We start from the raw sequence: 15,704 nt of genomic DNA on the forward strand, positions 1-15,704 counted from the left end.
CGCATGAACCGTCATTTTTCCGCTAAAAACCTGACCTCACTATGCCTGGCCAGCGCTATTGCACTGGGTGCAAGCCTGGCCCGTGCCGATGCCACGCTGGACAGGATCGTGCAGCGCCACGCCATCAGTGTCGGGGTAATGCTTAGCGGCCCGCCATTTGGCACCATCGATCCGAAGACGGGCGAGCATTTGGGCTACAACGTCGAATTGGCCAAGGGTGTGGCCAAGGCGCTGGGCGTCGGGGTCAACACCGTTTCGGTGCTCGCGCCGAACCGCGTACAGTTTTTGCAGCAAGGCAAGGTCGACATCCTGATCGCCAACATGCAGTTCACCGAAGAGCGCGGCGAGATACTCGACTACGTGCCCACGCCTTACGAGGAAGTGGGCGGGGCGGCCTTGATTCGCAAAGGCTCGGGCATTACCCAGTGGGCCGATCTCAAGGGCCAGCCGGTATGCGTATCCCAGGGCAGTAACTTCATCAAGCCGTTGCAGGAAACCTACGGTGCCCAGATCAAGGCGTTCCGCAGTCAGTCCGAGTCGCTGTTGTCGCTGCGTGGCAATGGTTGCGTGGCGGCAGTGCATGTCAGCCCGACCATGCATGCGTTATTGAGCGATGCCGAGTGGGCCGGGTATGAAATCCCGCTGCCGGGTGATCTGATCCCGTCCAACTCGGTTATCTGGTTGCGCAAGGGCGAACACGATACCCAGGCGAAACTGGATGCCATTGTGCGCGACTGGCACCGCAGCGGTTGGCTGATCGAACTCGGCGAGCGTACGGGAATGGCACCGTCCGCGGCCTTGCGTGATTTGCACGAGCAATATCGCAATGCTGCGCCGCTGGCGGTGCAGCGATGAGTCGACCGTTATTTGTAACCCTGCAACAACTGCTCGGCGCCAGCCACGTGCAGAGCAGCGAAGAAGCCACGCCGTACCTGGCCGACAAGCAAGGGCGTTACGTGGGGCAGGTGGTTGCCGCCGTGCACCCAGCGAACACCGAAGAGGTCGCAGCTGTGGTTCGTGCCTGTGTCGCTTGCGATACGCCGATAGTGGTGCAGGGTGGCAACACCGGACTGATGGGCGGCGCCACACCGGACGCTAATGGCCGGGCTGTCTTGCTGTTGCTCGATCGCCTGAATCGGGTGCGTGTGGTGGACACCGACAACGACACGCTGACCGTCGAGGCCGGCTGTATTCTGCAAAAGGTGCAGGACGTCGCCCGTGAGGCTGGTCGGCTGTTTCCCCTGAGTCTTGGCGCCGAAGGCAGTTGCACCATCGGCGGCAATCTCGGCACCAATGCCGGCGGCACTGCGGTGTTGCGCTACGGCAATGCCCGCGATCTGACGCTGGGGCTGGAAGTGGTGACCGCCGAGGGTGAAATCTGGAATGGCCTGCGCGGTTTGCGCAAGGACAATACGGGCTACGACTTGCGCGACCTGTACATCGGCAGCGAAGGCACCCTCGGGATTATTACCGCCGCGACCCTCAAATTGTTCCCCTCGCCCAAGGCGCAAGCCACCGCGTTGTTGGCCTTTGATTCACTGTCACAGGCGGTGCAATTGCTGTCCCATGCCCGCGCGGGTTTCGGCGCCAGCCTCAGCGCTTTCGAGCTTCTGAGTGACAACTGCCTGGCGCTGTTGCGTGAGCAATTTCCCGAGGGGCCTCAACCGTTTCTTGGCGTAAGCCAGCCCTGGTTCGCTCTACTGGAACTGTCGGACAACCATGGTGAGAGCCACGCCCGCGAAGCCTTTGAAACAGTGCTCGGCGAGGCGTTTGAAAAGGACTTGCTGGCCAATGCACTGATCGCCGAAAGCCTCGCGCAAAGCGAAGCTCTGTGGCTGTTGCGAGAAAACATGAGCGAGGCGCAAAAGCGAGCCGGCCGTAACATGAAGCACGACATCTCGGTGCCGATTTCCCGAGTCGTGGATTTTGTCGCCCACACTGATGCGCTGTTGCAGGTTCATTTCCCCGGTGTTCGTCATTACACCTTCGGCCATCTGGGCGATGGCAACCTGCATTACAACGTCGCTCACCCGCTGGACTCGACGGTGGATGCGCACATGGCGAATTACGCGGCACTCAGTCTGCTGGTTCATGACAGCGCCCATGCCCACGGTGGTTCCATCAGCGCCGAACATGGTATCGGCCAACGCAAACTGAGCATGCTGGATCGCTACAAGAGCCCGGTGGAGCTGGATCTGATGCGGCGCATCAAGCATGCGCTGGACCCGAAAAACCTGCTCAACCCGGGCAAGGTCGTGGAGGTGATTCAGCCATGACGCTCAGACTTTCCAAGCGAGTGCAGCGCGTCGCCCTGTCGGCCAACGCCGCCGCCAAATCCCGTGCAACCGAGTTGCGCGAAGCCGGTCATGACATCCTCGACCTGACCACCGGAGAGCCGGACTTCGACACGCCCAAGCACATCAAGCAGGCTGCTTATACCGCCATTGCCGCCGGTGCCACCAAGTACACGCCGACTCTGGGCGTGAAAGCCTTGCGGGGTGCCGTGCAGCGCAAGCTCCGGCGTGAAAATCACCTGGACTATCCGTTGCCCTCCATCGTGATTGCCAACGGGGCCAAGCAGATTATTTTCAACGCCTTCGCCGCGACCCTCGACGAGGGCGATGAAGTGCTGGTACCCACACCGTATTGGCCATCGTTCCCGGACAGTGTTCGGTTCAACGGTGGCGAGCCGGTTTTTATCGAGTGCGGGCTCGCGCAGGGCTGCAAACTCACTGCAGAACAACTTGAGCAACACATCGGTGAGCGCACACGCTGGCTGATCCTCAACGGCCCCGGAAATCCTAGTGGCGCGGTGTACAGTGCGCTCGAATTGCAAGCGATCGCCGAGGTGCTGCGCCGTCACCCACAGGTGCTGATTCTGTTGGATGAACTCTATGAACACATCCGTTTTGATGGTCAAGCTGCACAGAGCCTGCTCAATGTCGCACCAGATCTGCAAACGCGCTGCCTGTTAGTGGGCGGCGTGTCCAAGACATATGCCATGACCGGTTGGCGCATTGGTTTTGGTGCCGGCCCACGAGTGCTGACCGACGCCATGGCCGTCGTGCAGTCGCAATCCACTTCCGGAGCTTCCTCGGTGGGCCAGGCCGCTGCATTGGCAGCCTTCGATGGCGGGCTGGATTTCCTGTCTGAGCAGGTCGCGGCCTATCAACTGCGTCGGGATTTATTGGTGAACACGTTGCGTGACGTCGACGGTCTCGACGTGCTTGAGCCTCAGGGCGGTTTCTTTGTGTTTGTGCGCTGCGCCGGTTTGCTGGGGCGATATCGTCCGGACGGTGCGCGCCTCGCAAGCGATGCCGATGTCGTCGCGTATTTGCTGGAGGAGGGCGTGGCCGGGGTGGCAGGCAGTGCCTATGGCCTGTCGCCATGGTTTCGCCTGTCTATCGCCACCTCGACCGACAGCGTCGCTGAAGCCGGACGCCGCATCGCCCGGGCCTGCGCGCAATTGCGGGGCGCAGCATGAGTGATTGGCTGGAGGTATTCGTCCACTGGGCTGCCGGGCTCGGTCTGAACTACAACTTCCTGCTGGACGCCTATCAACGCGGCACCGTAGTGCAGGGGGCGTTGACCACGATGTGGTTGTGTCTGTTCACGATCATCGGCAGTTTGCTCGCCGGGCTCGGACTGGCGGCGATGCTGACGTCGGGCAATCCCTGGTTGGCGAAACCGGCACGTGTGTTCGTCGAGGTCACCCGCAACACGCCGACCCTGGTGCAGCTGTATTGCGCGTTCCTCGTCTTGAACATGTTGCTCACTCAAGCCGTTGGAGCCGCGAACCCGCTGACGCCGTTCGCCTGGGTGGTGATCGTGATCTCGTTGCACAAGGGCGCTTTCCACGCCGAGGCCCTGCGCGCCGGCATCGAGGCTGTACCGGCGGTGACGCTGGAGGCGGCCAGTTCGCTGGCATTGAGCAGCCGTCAGTTGCTATGGAACGTGCAACTGCCGCTGGCCCTGCGCTTCGCTTTGCCGTCACTGATCAACAACCTGATCGACCTGGTGAAGATGACTGCCGTGGCCTCGGCGATTGCCGTCGGCGACATCACCTACGCGTCGATCATGATCTGGACGCAGAGCGATAACGTTCTGGAGCTGATGATTCTGATCCTGAGCTTTTTCGGCCTGCTGAGTTTTATCGTCAATTGTGTGGGGCGCTACCTTGAAGCGCGCCTGAGGATGCCCGGCTATGGCCATTGAATCGTCCGTCAGCCCATCGGTGGCCTGGTCGCGTCGGCATCTCGGCAAACTGTTGCTGTTGGTCGGCGCCGGCCTCTGGTTGCTCTGGTTCACCCCGCAAAGCCCGCTATTGAAGGCGTTGCTGCAATGGTCGCCGGCCCTGGCCGCCGGCTTTGGCCAGAACATTCTGATCAGTCTGCTCGCGATCGCATTGGGTTCGCTGCTGGGATTGCTGGTGGGGGTGCTGGCGTTATCGCCGCTGCGCCTGCTGCGTTTGCCGGCACGGATCTGGGTGCAGATTTTCCGCAATGCGCCGTGGCTGGTGCTGATCTATTTCACCACCTACGTGTTTCCGTTCGAGATCCACATCGGCAGCGCTTACGTCTCGTTTCCGGACTGGGTCAAGGTGACGATCGGCCTGGCCTTGCCGGCGAGCGCCAACGTCGCGGAGATCTTCCGTGGCGCCATTGCTTCGATCCCCGGCACGCAATGGGAGGCTTCGCGCTCGCTGGCGTTTACCCAGGGGCAGATTTTCCGCTCGGTCATCCTGCCGCAGTGCTTCAAGCGCATGTTGCCGCCGTGGATGAACCTGTATGCGGTGATCACCATGGGCACCGCGCTGGCCTCTCTGGTGGGTGTGCATGACGTGATCGACACCGCGCAGATTGCCAGCAACACCGTGAACATGACCGGTTTCACCGTGGTGATCTACCTGAGCCTGCTGGTGCTGTTCTTCGCTTATTGCTACCCGATTTCCCGCCTCACCCAACGCCTGGAGCGACGTTATGCCTTCTATTGAAACTGTCGCCGAGCCGCTGGTGAGCCTGCGCGATCTGCACCTGTCGTTTGGCAGCAACCCGGTGCTCAAAGGCATCGACCTCGACGTGTACCGGGGGCAAGCGGTGTCGATCATCGGCCCGTCCGGCTCCGGCAAGTCGACCATCCTGCGCTGCATCACCGGGCTGTTGCAGCCCCAGCGTGGCAGCATCCGCGTCGGCTCTACCGAGGTTCACACGCTGGTGCAGGAAGCACAGCGCATCGAACTGCGCAAACGCGTCGGGTTTGTGTTTCAGCAGTACAACCTGTTCCCGCATCTGTCGGTGCTGGAGAACCTGGTGATTGCGCCGCGCAAGGTGTTGGGTCGCAGCCGTGCCGATGCGGAAAAACAGGCGCGTGCCTTGCTGGCCAAAGTGCGCATGGAGCACAAGGCCGATGCCTATCCGGGACAACTGTCCGGTGGTCAGCAACAGCGGGTGGCGATTGCCCGTGCTCTGGCGATGCGCCCGGAGCTGATTCTTTTCGATGAGGTGACCTCGGCGCTCGACCCGGAAACCGTCGGCGAGGTGCTGACCGTGATTCGCGAGTTGACCGAAGAGGGCATGACTTGCGTGCTGGTCACCCATGAGATGCGTTTCGCCGAAGAAATCAGCGACATCGTCTACTTCACCGAAAACGGTGTGATCGTCGAGCACGGCAGTGCCGCACAGATTTTCCAGCACCCGGCCAGCGAACGCACCCAGGCGTTTCTGCGCCATGCCGTGGGTGATCCGGGGCGCCGTCCCGCGGTCGCCAACGATCCTTATCTGCTGACCAACCTGGGTCGCTACAGCCTGTCCGTCTAAAACCGAGGAGCCTGTCCATGAGTACCGAAAACCGTGCCGCCGTCATCGAGGATTTCCTGAAGAAAATCCGCGTGATCAACCAACGGGGCGTCGACCGCGCTGCGCTGGTGGAAATCGTTGCCCAGCTCGAAGCCCTGGCCGAGCGCCGTGATCTGTTCAATTTCGTCGAGTTCCCGGCGCCGGTGCCGGGGCAGGGCAGTACTGCGTTTCGCTACCGGCTCAACGACGACGGCGACTCGCCAACGCTGTACCTGAACTCACTGTTGCCGGGTAAAAGTACGATCCCGCACAACCACGAAACCTGGGCGATCATCAGTGCCGTCGAAGGGCAGGAGATCAACTACGTTTACGATCGCGATGACGAAGGCTGTGAACCGGGTTTCACCACCTTGCAGTTGCAAAAGGAAGTGGTCGTGCAGCCAGGCACGTCAATCTCGTTCCTGGGTGAAGACCTGCACGGCATTCGTGTCGAAGGCGAACAGGCGACTCTGCATTTTCATCTCTACGGTCTGCCGCTCGAGTCGCTCAATGGCCGCTACGGCGTCGAGGCCGACGGGCGCATTCTCAATTACAACGCCTCGCAGATGGCGCCGTCGATCAAGGCCTACCCATGATCGATCTGTATTACTGGCCGACCGGCAATGGTTTGAAGATCGGCATCCTGCTCGAAGAGCTCGGGCTGGAGTACCGCGTGGTGCCGATCAACATCCGCGAGGGCGAACAAAAGCAGGCGGCGTTTCAACGGATCAGCGCCAATGGGCGAATTCCGGCGATTGTCGACCATACGCCAGAGGGGGTGAGCGAACCGCTGAGCCTGTTCGAGTCCGGCGCCATTCTCAATTACCTGGCCAGCAAGGTGGGGCGTTTTCTACCACCGGCAGGCAGTGTCGAGCGACAGAAAGTCCAGGAGTGGCTGTTCTGGCAGGTGGGGCATGTAACCCCTTACCTGAGTCAGCTACAGGTGTTTAAAGAGAAGGCCCCGGAACCGATTCCATTCGCTTTGGATTTGCTGAATGCCGAAGCGACGCGGTTGTATCGGGTACTGGAAATGCGTCTGTCTGAAGTGCCGCATGTGGCGGGTGAATACTCCATCGCCGACATGGCGATTTTCCCGTGGATTCAGCCGCGGCGGCAGGGACAGGAACTGCAGCACTTCCCGCACATCCATGCCTGGCGCGAACGCCTCAAGGCACGTCCAGCCATTCAGCGTGCGTATGCGAAGGGGCGCGAAGTGGCGGCCAATGAACGCGCTCTGGCGCTTCAATAATTTTCTTTCGAGCGGAACCCCCATGAGCCAGACCGTAACCCCAGGGCAATTGCAGCAGTGGCTGTTTGACGGGCAGGAAATCGCCCTGTTTGATGTGCGCGAGCATGGCCAGTATGGCGATGCCCATCTGTTTTTCGCAGTCAACCTGCCCTACAGCCGACTGGAGCTGGAGGTTCGGCGACTGGCGCCCAACCCTCAGGTGCGACTGGTGATCCATGACCAGAACGGTGGCGATGTTACCAGGCGTGCTGCGCAGCGTCTTCACGCGTTGGGGTATGACCGCGTACACATTCTGGAGGGCGGTGCCGATGGCTGGCAGGCCGCCGGTTATCAGCTGTTTGCCGGGGTGCATGTGCCGTCCAAGGCTTTTGGCGAATTGGTCGAAGAGGTCAGTCACACGCCACATGTCACCGCACGACAACTGGCCGAATGGCAAACCCGAGGCAAGCCTTTGGTGGTGCTCGACGGCCGACCGTTCGAGGAATACCGCAAGATGACCATTCCCGGTTCCGTGTGCTGTCCGAACGGCGAACTGGGGTATCGCATCCATGACCTGGTGCCAGACGAACACACGCCGATCGTGGTCAATTGCGCCGGTCGAACCCGCAGCATTATCGGTGCGCAGACGCTGATCAACCTCGGTTTGAAGAACCCTGTCTATGCCCTGGAGAACGGAACCCAAGGCTGGTATCTGGAAGACTTTCAATTGGAACACGCAAGCAGCCGTCGTTATGCCGATGCCGTGACTGCAGCACCATTGGCCACGCAACGGCTGGCGGCTGCCCGATTGGCGGACAGGGCCGGGGTGAAAACGGTTGCGGCTGCGCAGGTCGAGCAGTGGGCTCGCGATGCCGGGCGCAGTGTTTTTTTGTGCGACGTGCGCACCGCCGAAGAGTTTGCCGCCGGCAGTTTACCGGGGGCGCAACACACACCGGGCGGCCAGCTGATTCAGTCTACTGACCTGTATGTCGGCGTGCGTCAGGCGCGGCTGGTGCTGATCGACAGCGATGGTATCCGGGCGCCGATTGTCGCAAGCTGGCTGCGTCAGCTGGGGCATGAAGCCTATGTGCTGGCCGGTGGCGTGAACAGCGGTCTGGCATTACCTGCAAGCGACTTGATCGCCCACGAGGCGCTGCCATTGATCACTGCGCAGGCACTGTCTGATGCACTCAAAGATGAGGCCGTCGCACTGATCGATCTGCGTCCGGGCATGGCCTATCGCAAAGGCCACATTGCCGGTTCGCGCTGGTCGATCCGCCCCTTGCTCGCGCAACACGTGGCGGGTGAGCAGCGACCGCTGGTGCTGTTGGCCGATGATGCGCAACTGGCCGCGTTCGCTGCACTGGATTTGCCCGAAGCCCTGCGTGGGCAAGTGCGGCTGCTGGACGGCGGGCTGGATGCCTGGCGTGCAGCAGGTTTCTCCGTGCAGGAAAGCCCGGACACTCCATCCAATGATCAATGCATTGATTTTCTGTTCTTTACCCATGACCGCCACTCCGGCAACAAGGACGCGGCGCGTCAATACCTGGCGTGGGAGGTCGGTTTGCTGGCGCAGATGAGCGACGACGAGATCGCCAGCCTTAAACCCTTGCAGGCTCAAGCACGTCAGGACTCGCAGGTGCGTACGCGGCTGGTGCATTCGGCACGGGCCCAGGGTGTCGGCGGCCGCGCAGTCAATGTACCGATCACTCGCTTGAGCACCGTGCTGTTCGACAACCTGGCGCAAATGCGTGACGCCCGTGCTCGCCGTGATAGCGAGCGTGTACTGAGTTATGGGGCGCGCGGCAATCCAACGGCGTTCGCCCTCGAAGACCTGGTCAGCGAACTGGAGGGCGGTTATCGCACTCGCTTGTTTGGAACCGGGCTGGCAGCGGTCGCGCAGACGTTTCTCGCTTACCTGCGGCCCGGCGATCATGTGCTGATCACCGACGCGGTATACGCGCCTGTGCGGCGACTGGCACGGGAGTTTCTTCAGCCATTCGGAATTCAGGTCAGCTATTTCGCCCCGGACGGCCGTGACCTGGCGGCTCAACTGCAAGCCAACACGAAAATGGTCTACACCGAAGTGCCGGGGTCATTGTTGTATGAACTGTGCGACTTGCCGGCCATTGCCGCCCTGTGCAAACCGCGAGGTATCCTGCTGGCTGTCGACAATACCTGGGGCTCCGGTTACCTGTACCGCCCGCTGACGCTCGGCGCAGACATCTCGATCATGGCACTGACCAAGTACCTGAGCGGCCACAGTGATGTGGTCATGGGCAGTGTCTGCACCCACGAAGACGTGTGGCCGGCACTCGCGTCCATGAGCGACAACTTTGGAGCAACCGTCAGCCCCGACGACGCCTATCTGGTATTGCGCGGCGCTCGAACCCTGGCGCCACGACTGGAGGTGCATGAGCGTCAGGCTCTGGAAGTCGCCCATTGGTTGCAAGCGCAACCGCAGGTGAAGCGGGTGTTCCATCCGGCCTTGCCCGATCATCCCGATCATGCCTTATGGCGGCGGGACTTCACTGGCAGCAATGGTTTGCTGTCCTTTGAACTGAACGAGGCGGACACCGCGTATGCCGAGCGTTTCATCGATGCGCTGCAACTGTTCGGGTTGGGTGCTTCCTGGGGCGGTTTTGAAAGCCTGATTACCGTGGCCGATACCCAAGACCGCGACAGTGCGGCGGATCGCTCATTGAACCCGGTCTTGCGCTTGCACATCGGGCTGGAAGATGCCGCAGCGTTGATTGAGGATCTGCAGCGCGGGTTTGGAGGGGCAGGAGATGGCCAAGGTCGAGTCTTTTGATGCGCTTTGCTCTTGGTAATGCAAATTCCAGGATAGCGCTTGCAAGGGACAATGGCTCAATACGGTCAATGTCGCACTCCGATACTTTCACTGTCTCACTGACGTGAGCCTCCAGCGCCAACCCTGGCGAATCCAGGGTTTTCAACGAGTTCGTGATTCGGTTGCCTCCCATGGGGAGGCAACATCTCTTCGTTCAGCGTGACGCAAGCGATGTTAAATTATGTGAATCAGAAAAAATACTTCACATAATCCGTTCATTGGTGGATTATCTGCCCAGCCGGTATGACAACCAGATAACACCACAACAACAGGACCGCCTTGATGCTCGATGAGATCCCGACTCACGTCCTGTACGACAGTGCCATCGGTGCTGATCCTGTCTGCCGACGCCCTGTCTACAACGCGGCCAACGTCTGCGCCTTGCAGGTATTGAAGCAGTCGCGGCTTTTCCTCTGGAGTATCCCATGAATAACAAGAATGTCGGTGTAGTCGGTCTGGGCGCGATGGGGCTGGGCATTGCCCGCTCGTTGTTGCGCAACGGTTTCAATGTGCATGCCTGTGATGTGCGCACTGCCGTAACAGAGCAGTTCGCCGGGGAGGGTGGTGTGGCTTGCCTGTCACCGTCGCACATGGCCGCTGAGTGTGACGTGATCATTACCGTGGTGGTCAACGCCGAGCAGACCGAGACCGTTTTGTTTGGTGAGGGCGGGGCCGTGGCCCGTCTGCGGCCGGGCAGTCTGGTGATCGGCTGCGCCACAGTCGCCCCGACCTACGCCGTGGACCTGGGCCAGCGCCTGGCCGCGCTGGGTTTGCTCTATCTGGATGCACCGATTTCCGGTGGCGCCGCCAAGGCTGCCGCTGGCGAGATGACCATGATGACGTCGGGCCCGGCCGACGCCTATGCCAAGGCCGAGACGATCCTGGCGGGTATGGCCGGCAAGGTGTATCGTCTGGGCGACGCCCATGGCCTGGGTTCGAAGGTCAAGATCATCAACCAGCTTCTGGCTGGGGTGCATATTGCCGCTTCTGCCGAAGCCATGGCGCTGGGCCTGCGTGAAGGGGTCGATGCCGATGCGCTGTACGAGGTGATCACCCACAGCGCCGGTAATTCCTGGATGTTCGAAAACCGCGTGCCGCACATTCTCAAGGCTGACTACACGCCGTTGTCCGCGGTGGATATTTTCGTCAAGGACCTGGGCCTGGTGCTGGATACCGCCCGGGCCAGCAAATTCCCGCTGCCGCTGTCGGCCACCGCTCACCAGATGTTCATGCAGGCGTCCAGTGCCGGCTTCGGCCGTGAGGACGATTCGGCGGTGATCAAGATTTTCCCGGGCATCGAATTGCCGACTGCCAAGCCTGAGCCCGTTTGAGGAACACCCCATGACTACATCCACTGCACGCCCGCTGCTGGGCTGCATCGCCGACGACTTCACCGGTGCCACGGACCTGGCCAACATGCTGGTTCGCGGCGGTATGCGCACGGTGCAAAGCATTGGAATCCCGAGTGCGGAAATTGCCGCCGGGCTTGATGCCGATGCGATCGTCATTGCCCTGAAATCGCGTACCACGCCGGTCGCCGAAGCGGTTGAGCAGTCTCTCGCCGCGCTGGCCTGGCTGCGCGAGCAAGGGTGTGAACAGATCTTTTTCAAATATTGCTCGACGTTCGACTCCACCGCGGCCGGCAATATCGGCCAGGTCAGCGAAGCGCTGCTGGCCGCACTGGGTAGCGACTTTACCCTGGCCTGCCCGGCGTTCCCGGAAAATGGCCGAACGATCTTTCGCGGCCACTTGTTTGTGCAGGATCAGTTGCTCAGCGAGTCGGGCATGCAACATCACCCACTGACGCCGATGACCGATGCCAATCTGGTTCGGGTCCTGCAATCGCAGACCCGCCTGAACATCGGTCTGTTGCGCTACGACACCATTGCCCGTGGCACAGAGCAGGTGAGGGCACGCATCGCAGAGCTGAGGGCGCAGGGTGTCGGCATGGCAATCGCTGATGCCTTGTCGGACAGCGATCTGTACACCCTTGGTACCGCCTGCGCCGATTTGCCGTTGTTGACGGGCGGTTCGGGGCTGGCCTTGGGCTTGCCGGAAAACTTCCGTCGGGCCGGCAAGCTGCGCGACCTCGATGCCGCGAAACTCCCGGCGGTGGCAGGCCTGGAAGTGGTGTTGGCCGGTAGTGCTTCGATTGCCACCAATGGACAGGTGGCGGCCTGGCTCGAAGCGGGTCGACCGGCCTTGCGCATTGATCCGTTGGCCTTGGCTGCTGGTGAATCGGTGGTGGCGCAAGCCCTGGCCTTTGCTCGCGATAGCGAACAAACCGTATTGATCTACGCCACCTGCTCGCCGGAAGAGGTCAAGTTGGTGCAACAGCAACTGGGCATCGAGCAAGCCGGGAGTCTGGTGGAAAACGCCTTTGGCGAAATTGCCCAGGGTCTGCGTCAGAGCGGCGTGCGCCGCTTCGTGGTCGCCGGCGGAGAAACCTCGGGCGCTGTGGTTCAGGCGCTGGGCGTACAGTTGCTGCAGATCGGCGCGCAGATTGATCCGGGTGTGCCGGCGACCGTCAGCAACACTGACGAGCCTCTGGCGCTGGCACTCAAGTCGGGCAACTTCGGTGGCCGGGATTTCTTCAGCAAAGCCTTGAGCCAACTTGCCCCGGCAGGAGGTGCGCGATGAGCCGCGCAGTGAGTAACGAAAACGCCCTGCGCGAAGAAATCTGTGAAGTGGGCCGCAGTCTTTACCAGCGTGGGTACACCGTCGGCAGCGCCGGCAATATCAGCGCGCGCCTGGATGACGGCTGGTTGATCACCCCGACTGACGTCTGCCTCGGACGCCTCGATCCGGCGACCATCGCCAAGGTCAATCTGGCGGGTGAATGGGTGTCCGGTGACAAGCCTTCAAAAACCCTGGCGCTGCATCGCCAGGTCTACGACCGCAACCCGGGCGTCGGTGGCGTGGTGCATACCCATTCCACCCATCTGGTGGCGTTGACCCTGGCCGGTGTCTGGCAGGCGGGCGACATTCTGCCGCCGTTGACGCCGTATCAGGTCATGAAAGTCGGGCATATCCCGTTGATTGGCTACCAGCGACCCGGTTCGCCGAAGGTTGCCGAACAGGTCGCCCAGCTGGCTAACAGCGTTCGCGGCGTGATGCTCGAACGGCTGGGGCCGGTGGTCTGGGAGAGTTCGGTGTCCAGGGCCAGCTATGCCCTGGAAGAACTCGAGGAAACCGCGCGACTCTGGCTGATGAGCAATCCCAAGCCTGATCCGCTCGATCAGGCCGCGCTGGACGAGTTGCGAGAAACTTTTGGTGCGCACTGGTAAAGCGCTGGCTTAACACCACAGATCGATACCGCAAGCCTTGCCTGGGGGGCGCACAGCGACTCTCGACGGACACGGCTTGCCTGAAAAAACAATAACAACAGGAAATCCAAGCATGACTCACTTTCACCGCGGCGTGTTCAGATCCAGTGGTAGAACCGTTTCAATCAGCCGGCATGGAGGGTTTCTGAAATGAGCCCTTTAGTCTTGATGATGACCGCGGGAGTCGGCATCGCGCTGTTGTTGTTCCTGGTGCTCAAGTACAAGTTCCAACCCTTCGTAGCCTTGATGCTGGTGAGCATTCTGGTGGCGCTGGTGGCCGGGGTGAAGCCGGCCGATCTGGTCGCTACCATCGAAGGCGGCATGGGCAAGACCTTGGGCCATATTGCAATCATCATTGCCCTGGGTGCGATGATCGGGCGGATCATCGAGCTCTCCGGCGGTGCCGAGGCGCTGGCCAAGACGCTGATTACCCGTTTCGGCAACCGGCGTACGCCCCTGGCCTTGACGATTGCCGGCTTCATGGTGGGGGTGCCGGTGTTCTTCGAGGTGGGTGTGATCATCCTCATGCCACTGGCCTATGGTGTTGCCCGCAGTGCGCGCAAGCCACTGTTGGTGTTTGCGCTGCCGATGTGCGCCGCCTTGTTGACCGTCCACGCCTTCCTGCCGCCACACCCGGGCGCCGTGGCCGCTGCCAGCCAATTGGGTGCGGATCTGGGCCGCGTGCTGATGTTCGGACTACCGATCACCGCACTGCTTTGCTATGTCGGCTACCGCGTGGCCGGGCGCATGACCCGTCGGGTGTTCCCGATGACCGATGATATTCGCGCCGAGGTCTATGGCCCGCATGTCACCAACGAGGACCTGGCCGCCTGGTCCAATGGCAACGACAAGAACCCTGAGCGAGCGGCTGTGGCCGTGTCGCACATGGGCCTGGAAGAAGCCACCAGCAGCATCGTTTCCAAATTGCCAGCGGCACCGGCGCCGGGTTTTGGCCTGATCGTCAGCCTGATCCTGCTGCCCATCATTCTGATTCTGCTGGGGACTCTGTCCACCTCGTTGCTGCCTGCGGAATCGACCCTGCGCGGCGTCATGACGGTGCTGGGTGCACCGCTGGTGGCGCTGCTGATCGACACCTTGCTGTGTGCCTGGTTGCTGGGTTCGCGTCGGGGCTGGAGCCGCACTCAGGTGTCCGACGTGATCGGTTCGGCCTTGCCCGGTGTGGCCATGGTGATCCTGATTGCCGGTGCCGGCGGAGTGTTCGGCAAGGTGCTGGTGGATACCGGAATCGGTGCCGTGGTCTCCGATATGCTGCGCACCACCGGTCTGCCAGTACTGGCACTGGGTTTTCTGCTGACCATGCTGTTACGCGCGGTGCAGGGTTCGACCACCGTGGCGCTGGTGACCACTGCCGGCATCATCAGCCCGCTGATTGCAACGCTCAATCTCACCCCGAACCACATGGCGTTGCTGTGCCTGGCCATGGGTGGCGGGGGCTTGGCCATGTCGCATATCAATGATGCCGGTTACTGGATCTTCACCAAGCTGTCCGGATTGAACGTGGCCGACGGCTTGCGCACCTGGACGGTGCTGACCACTTTGCTCGGCACCTTGGGTTTCTGTATTACCCTGCTGATCTGGCCCTTTGTCTAACCCGTTATCTCAGGAGCTACCATGCCTCGTTTTGCTGCCAACCTCAGCATGCTTTACCCGGAACATGAGTTTCTGGATCGCTTCGCCGCCGCGGCTGCCGATGGTTTCGAAGCGGTGGAATATCTGTTCCCCTACGACTACAGTGCTGAAGAACTCAAGCAACGCTTGAGCGACAACGGCCTGGTGCAGGCATTGTTCAATGCGCCGCCCGGTGATTGGGCGGCAGGCGAGCGGGGTACGGTGTCGTTGCCGGGGCGAGAGAGTGAATTTCGTAGCGGTTTTGATCGCGCCTTGGAATACGCCGGCGTGCTGGGCAACTCACGCATCCATGTCATGGCCGGCCTGCTGCCCTGCGAGAATGACCGGGCACGGCATCACGGCATTTACCTGGAAAACCTCGCCTATGCGACTGCTCAGGCAGCCAAGGCAGGCGTCACGGTATTGCTTGAGCCAATCAATACGCGGGACATGCCGGGCTTTTTTCTCAATCGCCAGGATCAGGCCCAGGCCATCTGCAAGGAAGTGGGCGCCAGTAACCTGAAGGTTCAGTTCGACTGCTACCACTGCCAGATCGTCGAGGGCGACCTGGCCACTAAACTGCGTCGGGACTTCGACGGTATCGGTCACATCCAGATCGCGGGCGTGCCTGACCGGCACGAGCCGGACCTGGGAGAAGTCAACTATCCCTATCTGTTCGAGCTGATCGACAAGTTGGGTTATGACGGGTGGATAGGGTGCGAATACCGGCCTCGTGGCAACACGACTTCCGGCTTGCAATGGCTGCGGGACTGGAAGGCGCGTCAAGCGTAATACGAAGCCAGGCCATGGGCTCCGCTGGAAACAGGAGCCCGTCG

At 61.2% G+C, this 15,704-nt stretch carries 15 protein-coding genes; all 15 read left to right on the forward strand.

Annotation, left to right across the window (positions count from 1 at the left end; genetic code table 11):
• Positions 1-3 precede the first annotated feature (3 nt).
• The 15 genes from CAF65_RS04045 to otnI all read left to right on the forward strand — a co-directional run bounded on the left by CAF65_RS04045 (position 4) and on the right by otnI (position 15,660).
• Positions 4-855, forward strand: coding sequence for a transporter substrate-binding domain-containing protein (locus CAF65_RS04045; protein ID WP_085715123.1), 852 nt, complete (start codon positions 4-6; stop codon positions 853-855).
• A complete protein-coding gene (locus tag CAF65_RS04050; protein ID WP_085715124.1) occupies positions 852-2,276 on the forward strand; it encodes an FAD-binding oxidoreductase in 1,425 nt (474 codons plus the stop codon). The genes CAF65_RS04045 and CAF65_RS04050 overlap by 4 nt, the downstream gene beginning before the upstream one ends.
• On the forward strand, positions 2,273-3,484 hold the full coding sequence (locus CAF65_RS04055) for an aminotransferase class I/II-fold pyridoxal phosphate-dependent enzyme (protein WP_085715125.1): 1,212 nt from the start codon (positions 2,273-2,275) through the stop codon (positions 3,482-3,484). Before CAF65_RS04050 ends, CAF65_RS04055 begins: the two co-directional genes overlap by 4 nt.
• A complete protein-coding gene (locus CAF65_RS04060) occupies positions 3,481-4,215 on the forward strand; it encodes an amino acid ABC transporter permease (RefSeq protein WP_085715126.1) in 735 nt (244 codons plus the stop codon). Before CAF65_RS04055 ends, CAF65_RS04060 begins: the two co-directional genes overlap by 4 nt.
• Positions 4,205-4,993, forward strand: coding sequence for an amino acid ABC transporter permease (locus tag CAF65_RS04065; RefSeq protein ID WP_085715127.1), 789 nt, complete (start codon positions 4,205-4,207; stop codon positions 4,991-4,993). Before CAF65_RS04060 ends, CAF65_RS04065 begins: the two co-directional genes overlap by 11 nt.
• On the forward strand, positions 4,980-5,816 hold the full coding sequence (locus tag CAF65_RS04070) for an amino acid ABC transporter ATP-binding protein (RefSeq protein ID WP_085715128.1): 837 nt from the start codon (positions 4,980-4,982) through the stop codon (positions 5,814-5,816). The genes CAF65_RS04065 and CAF65_RS04070 overlap by 14 nt, the downstream gene beginning before the upstream one ends.
• Positions 5,817-5,833: 17 nt before the next feature.
• Complete coding sequence (locus CAF65_RS04075; protein ID WP_085715129.1) at positions 5,834-6,430, forward strand: cysteine dioxygenase; 597 nt, start codon at positions 5,834-5,836, stop codon at positions 6,428-6,430.
• Entirely contained in the window at positions 6,427-7,083 is a 657-nt protein-coding gene (locus tag CAF65_RS04080) for a glutathione S-transferase N-terminal domain-containing protein (RefSeq protein WP_085715130.1), read from the forward strand. Before CAF65_RS04075 ends, CAF65_RS04080 begins: the two co-directional genes overlap by 4 nt.
• Before the next feature lie 22 nt (positions 7,084-7,105).
• The gene (gene metC / locus CAF65_RS04085; protein ID WP_085715131.1) at positions 7,106-9,874 is read left to right on the forward strand and encodes a cystathionine beta-lyase; all 2,769 of its coding nucleotides are present in this window, start codon (positions 7,106-7,108) and stop codon (positions 9,872-9,874) included.
• 321 nt (positions 9,875-10,195) lie between these two features.
• Positions 10,196-10,342, forward strand: a complete 147-nt coding sequence (locus tag CAF65_RS28430; protein ID WP_178076646.1) for a hypothetical protein — start codon at positions 10,196-10,198, stop codon at positions 10,340-10,342.
• Entirely contained in the window at positions 10,339-11,244 is a 906-nt protein-coding gene (gene ltnD, locus CAF65_RS04090; RefSeq protein ID WP_085715132.1) for an L-threonate dehydrogenase, read from the forward strand. Before CAF65_RS28430 ends, ltnD begins: the two co-directional genes overlap by 4 nt.
• Positions 11,245-11,254: 10 nt before the next feature.
• A complete protein-coding gene (otnK, locus tag CAF65_RS04095; protein WP_085715133.1) occupies positions 11,255-12,553 on the forward strand; it encodes a 3-oxo-tetronate kinase in 1,299 nt (432 codons plus the stop codon).
• Between the two features lie 8 nt (positions 12,554-12,561).
• Entirely contained in the window at positions 12,562-13,200 is a 639-nt protein-coding gene (locus CAF65_RS04100; RefSeq protein WP_178076657.1) for an aldolase, read from the forward strand.
• 189 nt (positions 13,201-13,389) lie between these two features.
• Positions 13,390-14,850 carry an SLC13 family permease gene (locus CAF65_RS04105; RefSeq protein WP_085715135.1) on the forward strand — a complete coding sequence of 487 codons (1,461 nt, stop codon included), beginning with the start codon at positions 13,390-13,392 and terminating at the stop codon, positions 14,848-14,850.
• Between the two features lie 21 nt (positions 14,851-14,871).
• A complete protein-coding gene (otnI, locus tag CAF65_RS04110) occupies positions 14,872-15,660 on the forward strand; it encodes a 2-oxo-tetronate isomerase (RefSeq protein ID WP_085715136.1) in 789 nt (262 codons plus the stop codon).
• Positions 15,661-15,704 lie beyond the last annotated feature (44 nt).

Origin of the sequence: Pseudomonas sp. B28(2017), from assembly GCF_002113025.1 — a bacterium.
In the GTDB taxonomy this organism is placed as follows: domain Bacteria; phylum Pseudomonadota; class Gammaproteobacteria; order Pseudomonadales; family Pseudomonadaceae; genus Aquipseudomonas.

What these genes read in the sequence shown, in the direction of transcription:
- CAF65_RS04045 (WP_085715123.1), top strand. Translation starts at nt 4, where the DNA reads ATGAACCGTCATTTTTCCGCTAAAAACCTGACCTCACTATGCCTGGCC.
- CAF65_RS04050 (WP_085715124.1), top strand. Translation starts at nt 852, where the DNA reads ATGAGTCGACCGTTATTTGTAACCCTGCAACAACTGCTCGGCGCCAGC.
- CAF65_RS04055 (WP_085715125.1), top strand. Translation starts at nt 2,273, where the DNA reads ATGACGCTCAGACTTTCCAAGCGAGTGCAGCGCGTCGCCCTGTCGGCC.
- CAF65_RS04060 (WP_085715126.1), top strand. Translation starts at nt 3,481, where the DNA reads ATGAGTGATTGGCTGGAGGTATTCGTCCACTGGGCTGCCGGGCTCGGT.
- CAF65_RS04065 (WP_085715127.1), top strand. Translation starts at nt 4,205, where the DNA reads ATGGCCATTGAATCGTCCGTCAGCCCATCGGTGGCCTGGTCGCGTCGG.
- CAF65_RS04070 (WP_085715128.1), top strand. Translation starts at nt 4,980, where the DNA reads ATGCCTTCTATTGAAACTGTCGCCGAGCCGCTGGTGAGCCTGCGCGAT.
- CAF65_RS04075 (WP_085715129.1), top strand. Translation starts at nt 5,834, where the DNA reads ATGAGTACCGAAAACCGTGCCGCCGTCATCGAGGATTTCCTGAAGAAA.
- CAF65_RS04080 (WP_085715130.1), top strand. Translation starts at nt 6,427, where the DNA reads ATGATCGATCTGTATTACTGGCCGACCGGCAATGGTTTGAAGATCGGC.
- metC (WP_085715131.1), top strand. Translation starts at nt 7,106, where the DNA reads ATGAGCCAGACCGTAACCCCAGGGCAATTGCAGCAGTGGCTGTTTGAC.
- CAF65_RS28430 (WP_178076646.1), top strand. Translation starts at nt 10,196, where the DNA reads ATGCTCGATGAGATCCCGACTCACGTCCTGTACGACAGTGCCATCGGT.
- ltnD (WP_085715132.1), top strand. Translation starts at nt 10,339, where the DNA reads ATGAATAACAAGAATGTCGGTGTAGTCGGTCTGGGCGCGATGGGGCTG.
- otnK (WP_085715133.1), top strand. Translation starts at nt 11,255, where the DNA reads ATGACTACATCCACTGCACGCCCGCTGCTGGGCTGCATCGCCGACGAC.
- CAF65_RS04105 (WP_085715135.1), top strand. Translation starts at nt 13,390, where the DNA reads ATGAGCCCTTTAGTCTTGATGATGACCGCGGGAGTCGGCATCGCGCTG.
- otnI (WP_085715136.1), top strand. Translation starts at nt 14,872, where the DNA reads ATGCCTCGTTTTGCTGCCAACCTCAGCATGCTTTACCCGGAACATGAG.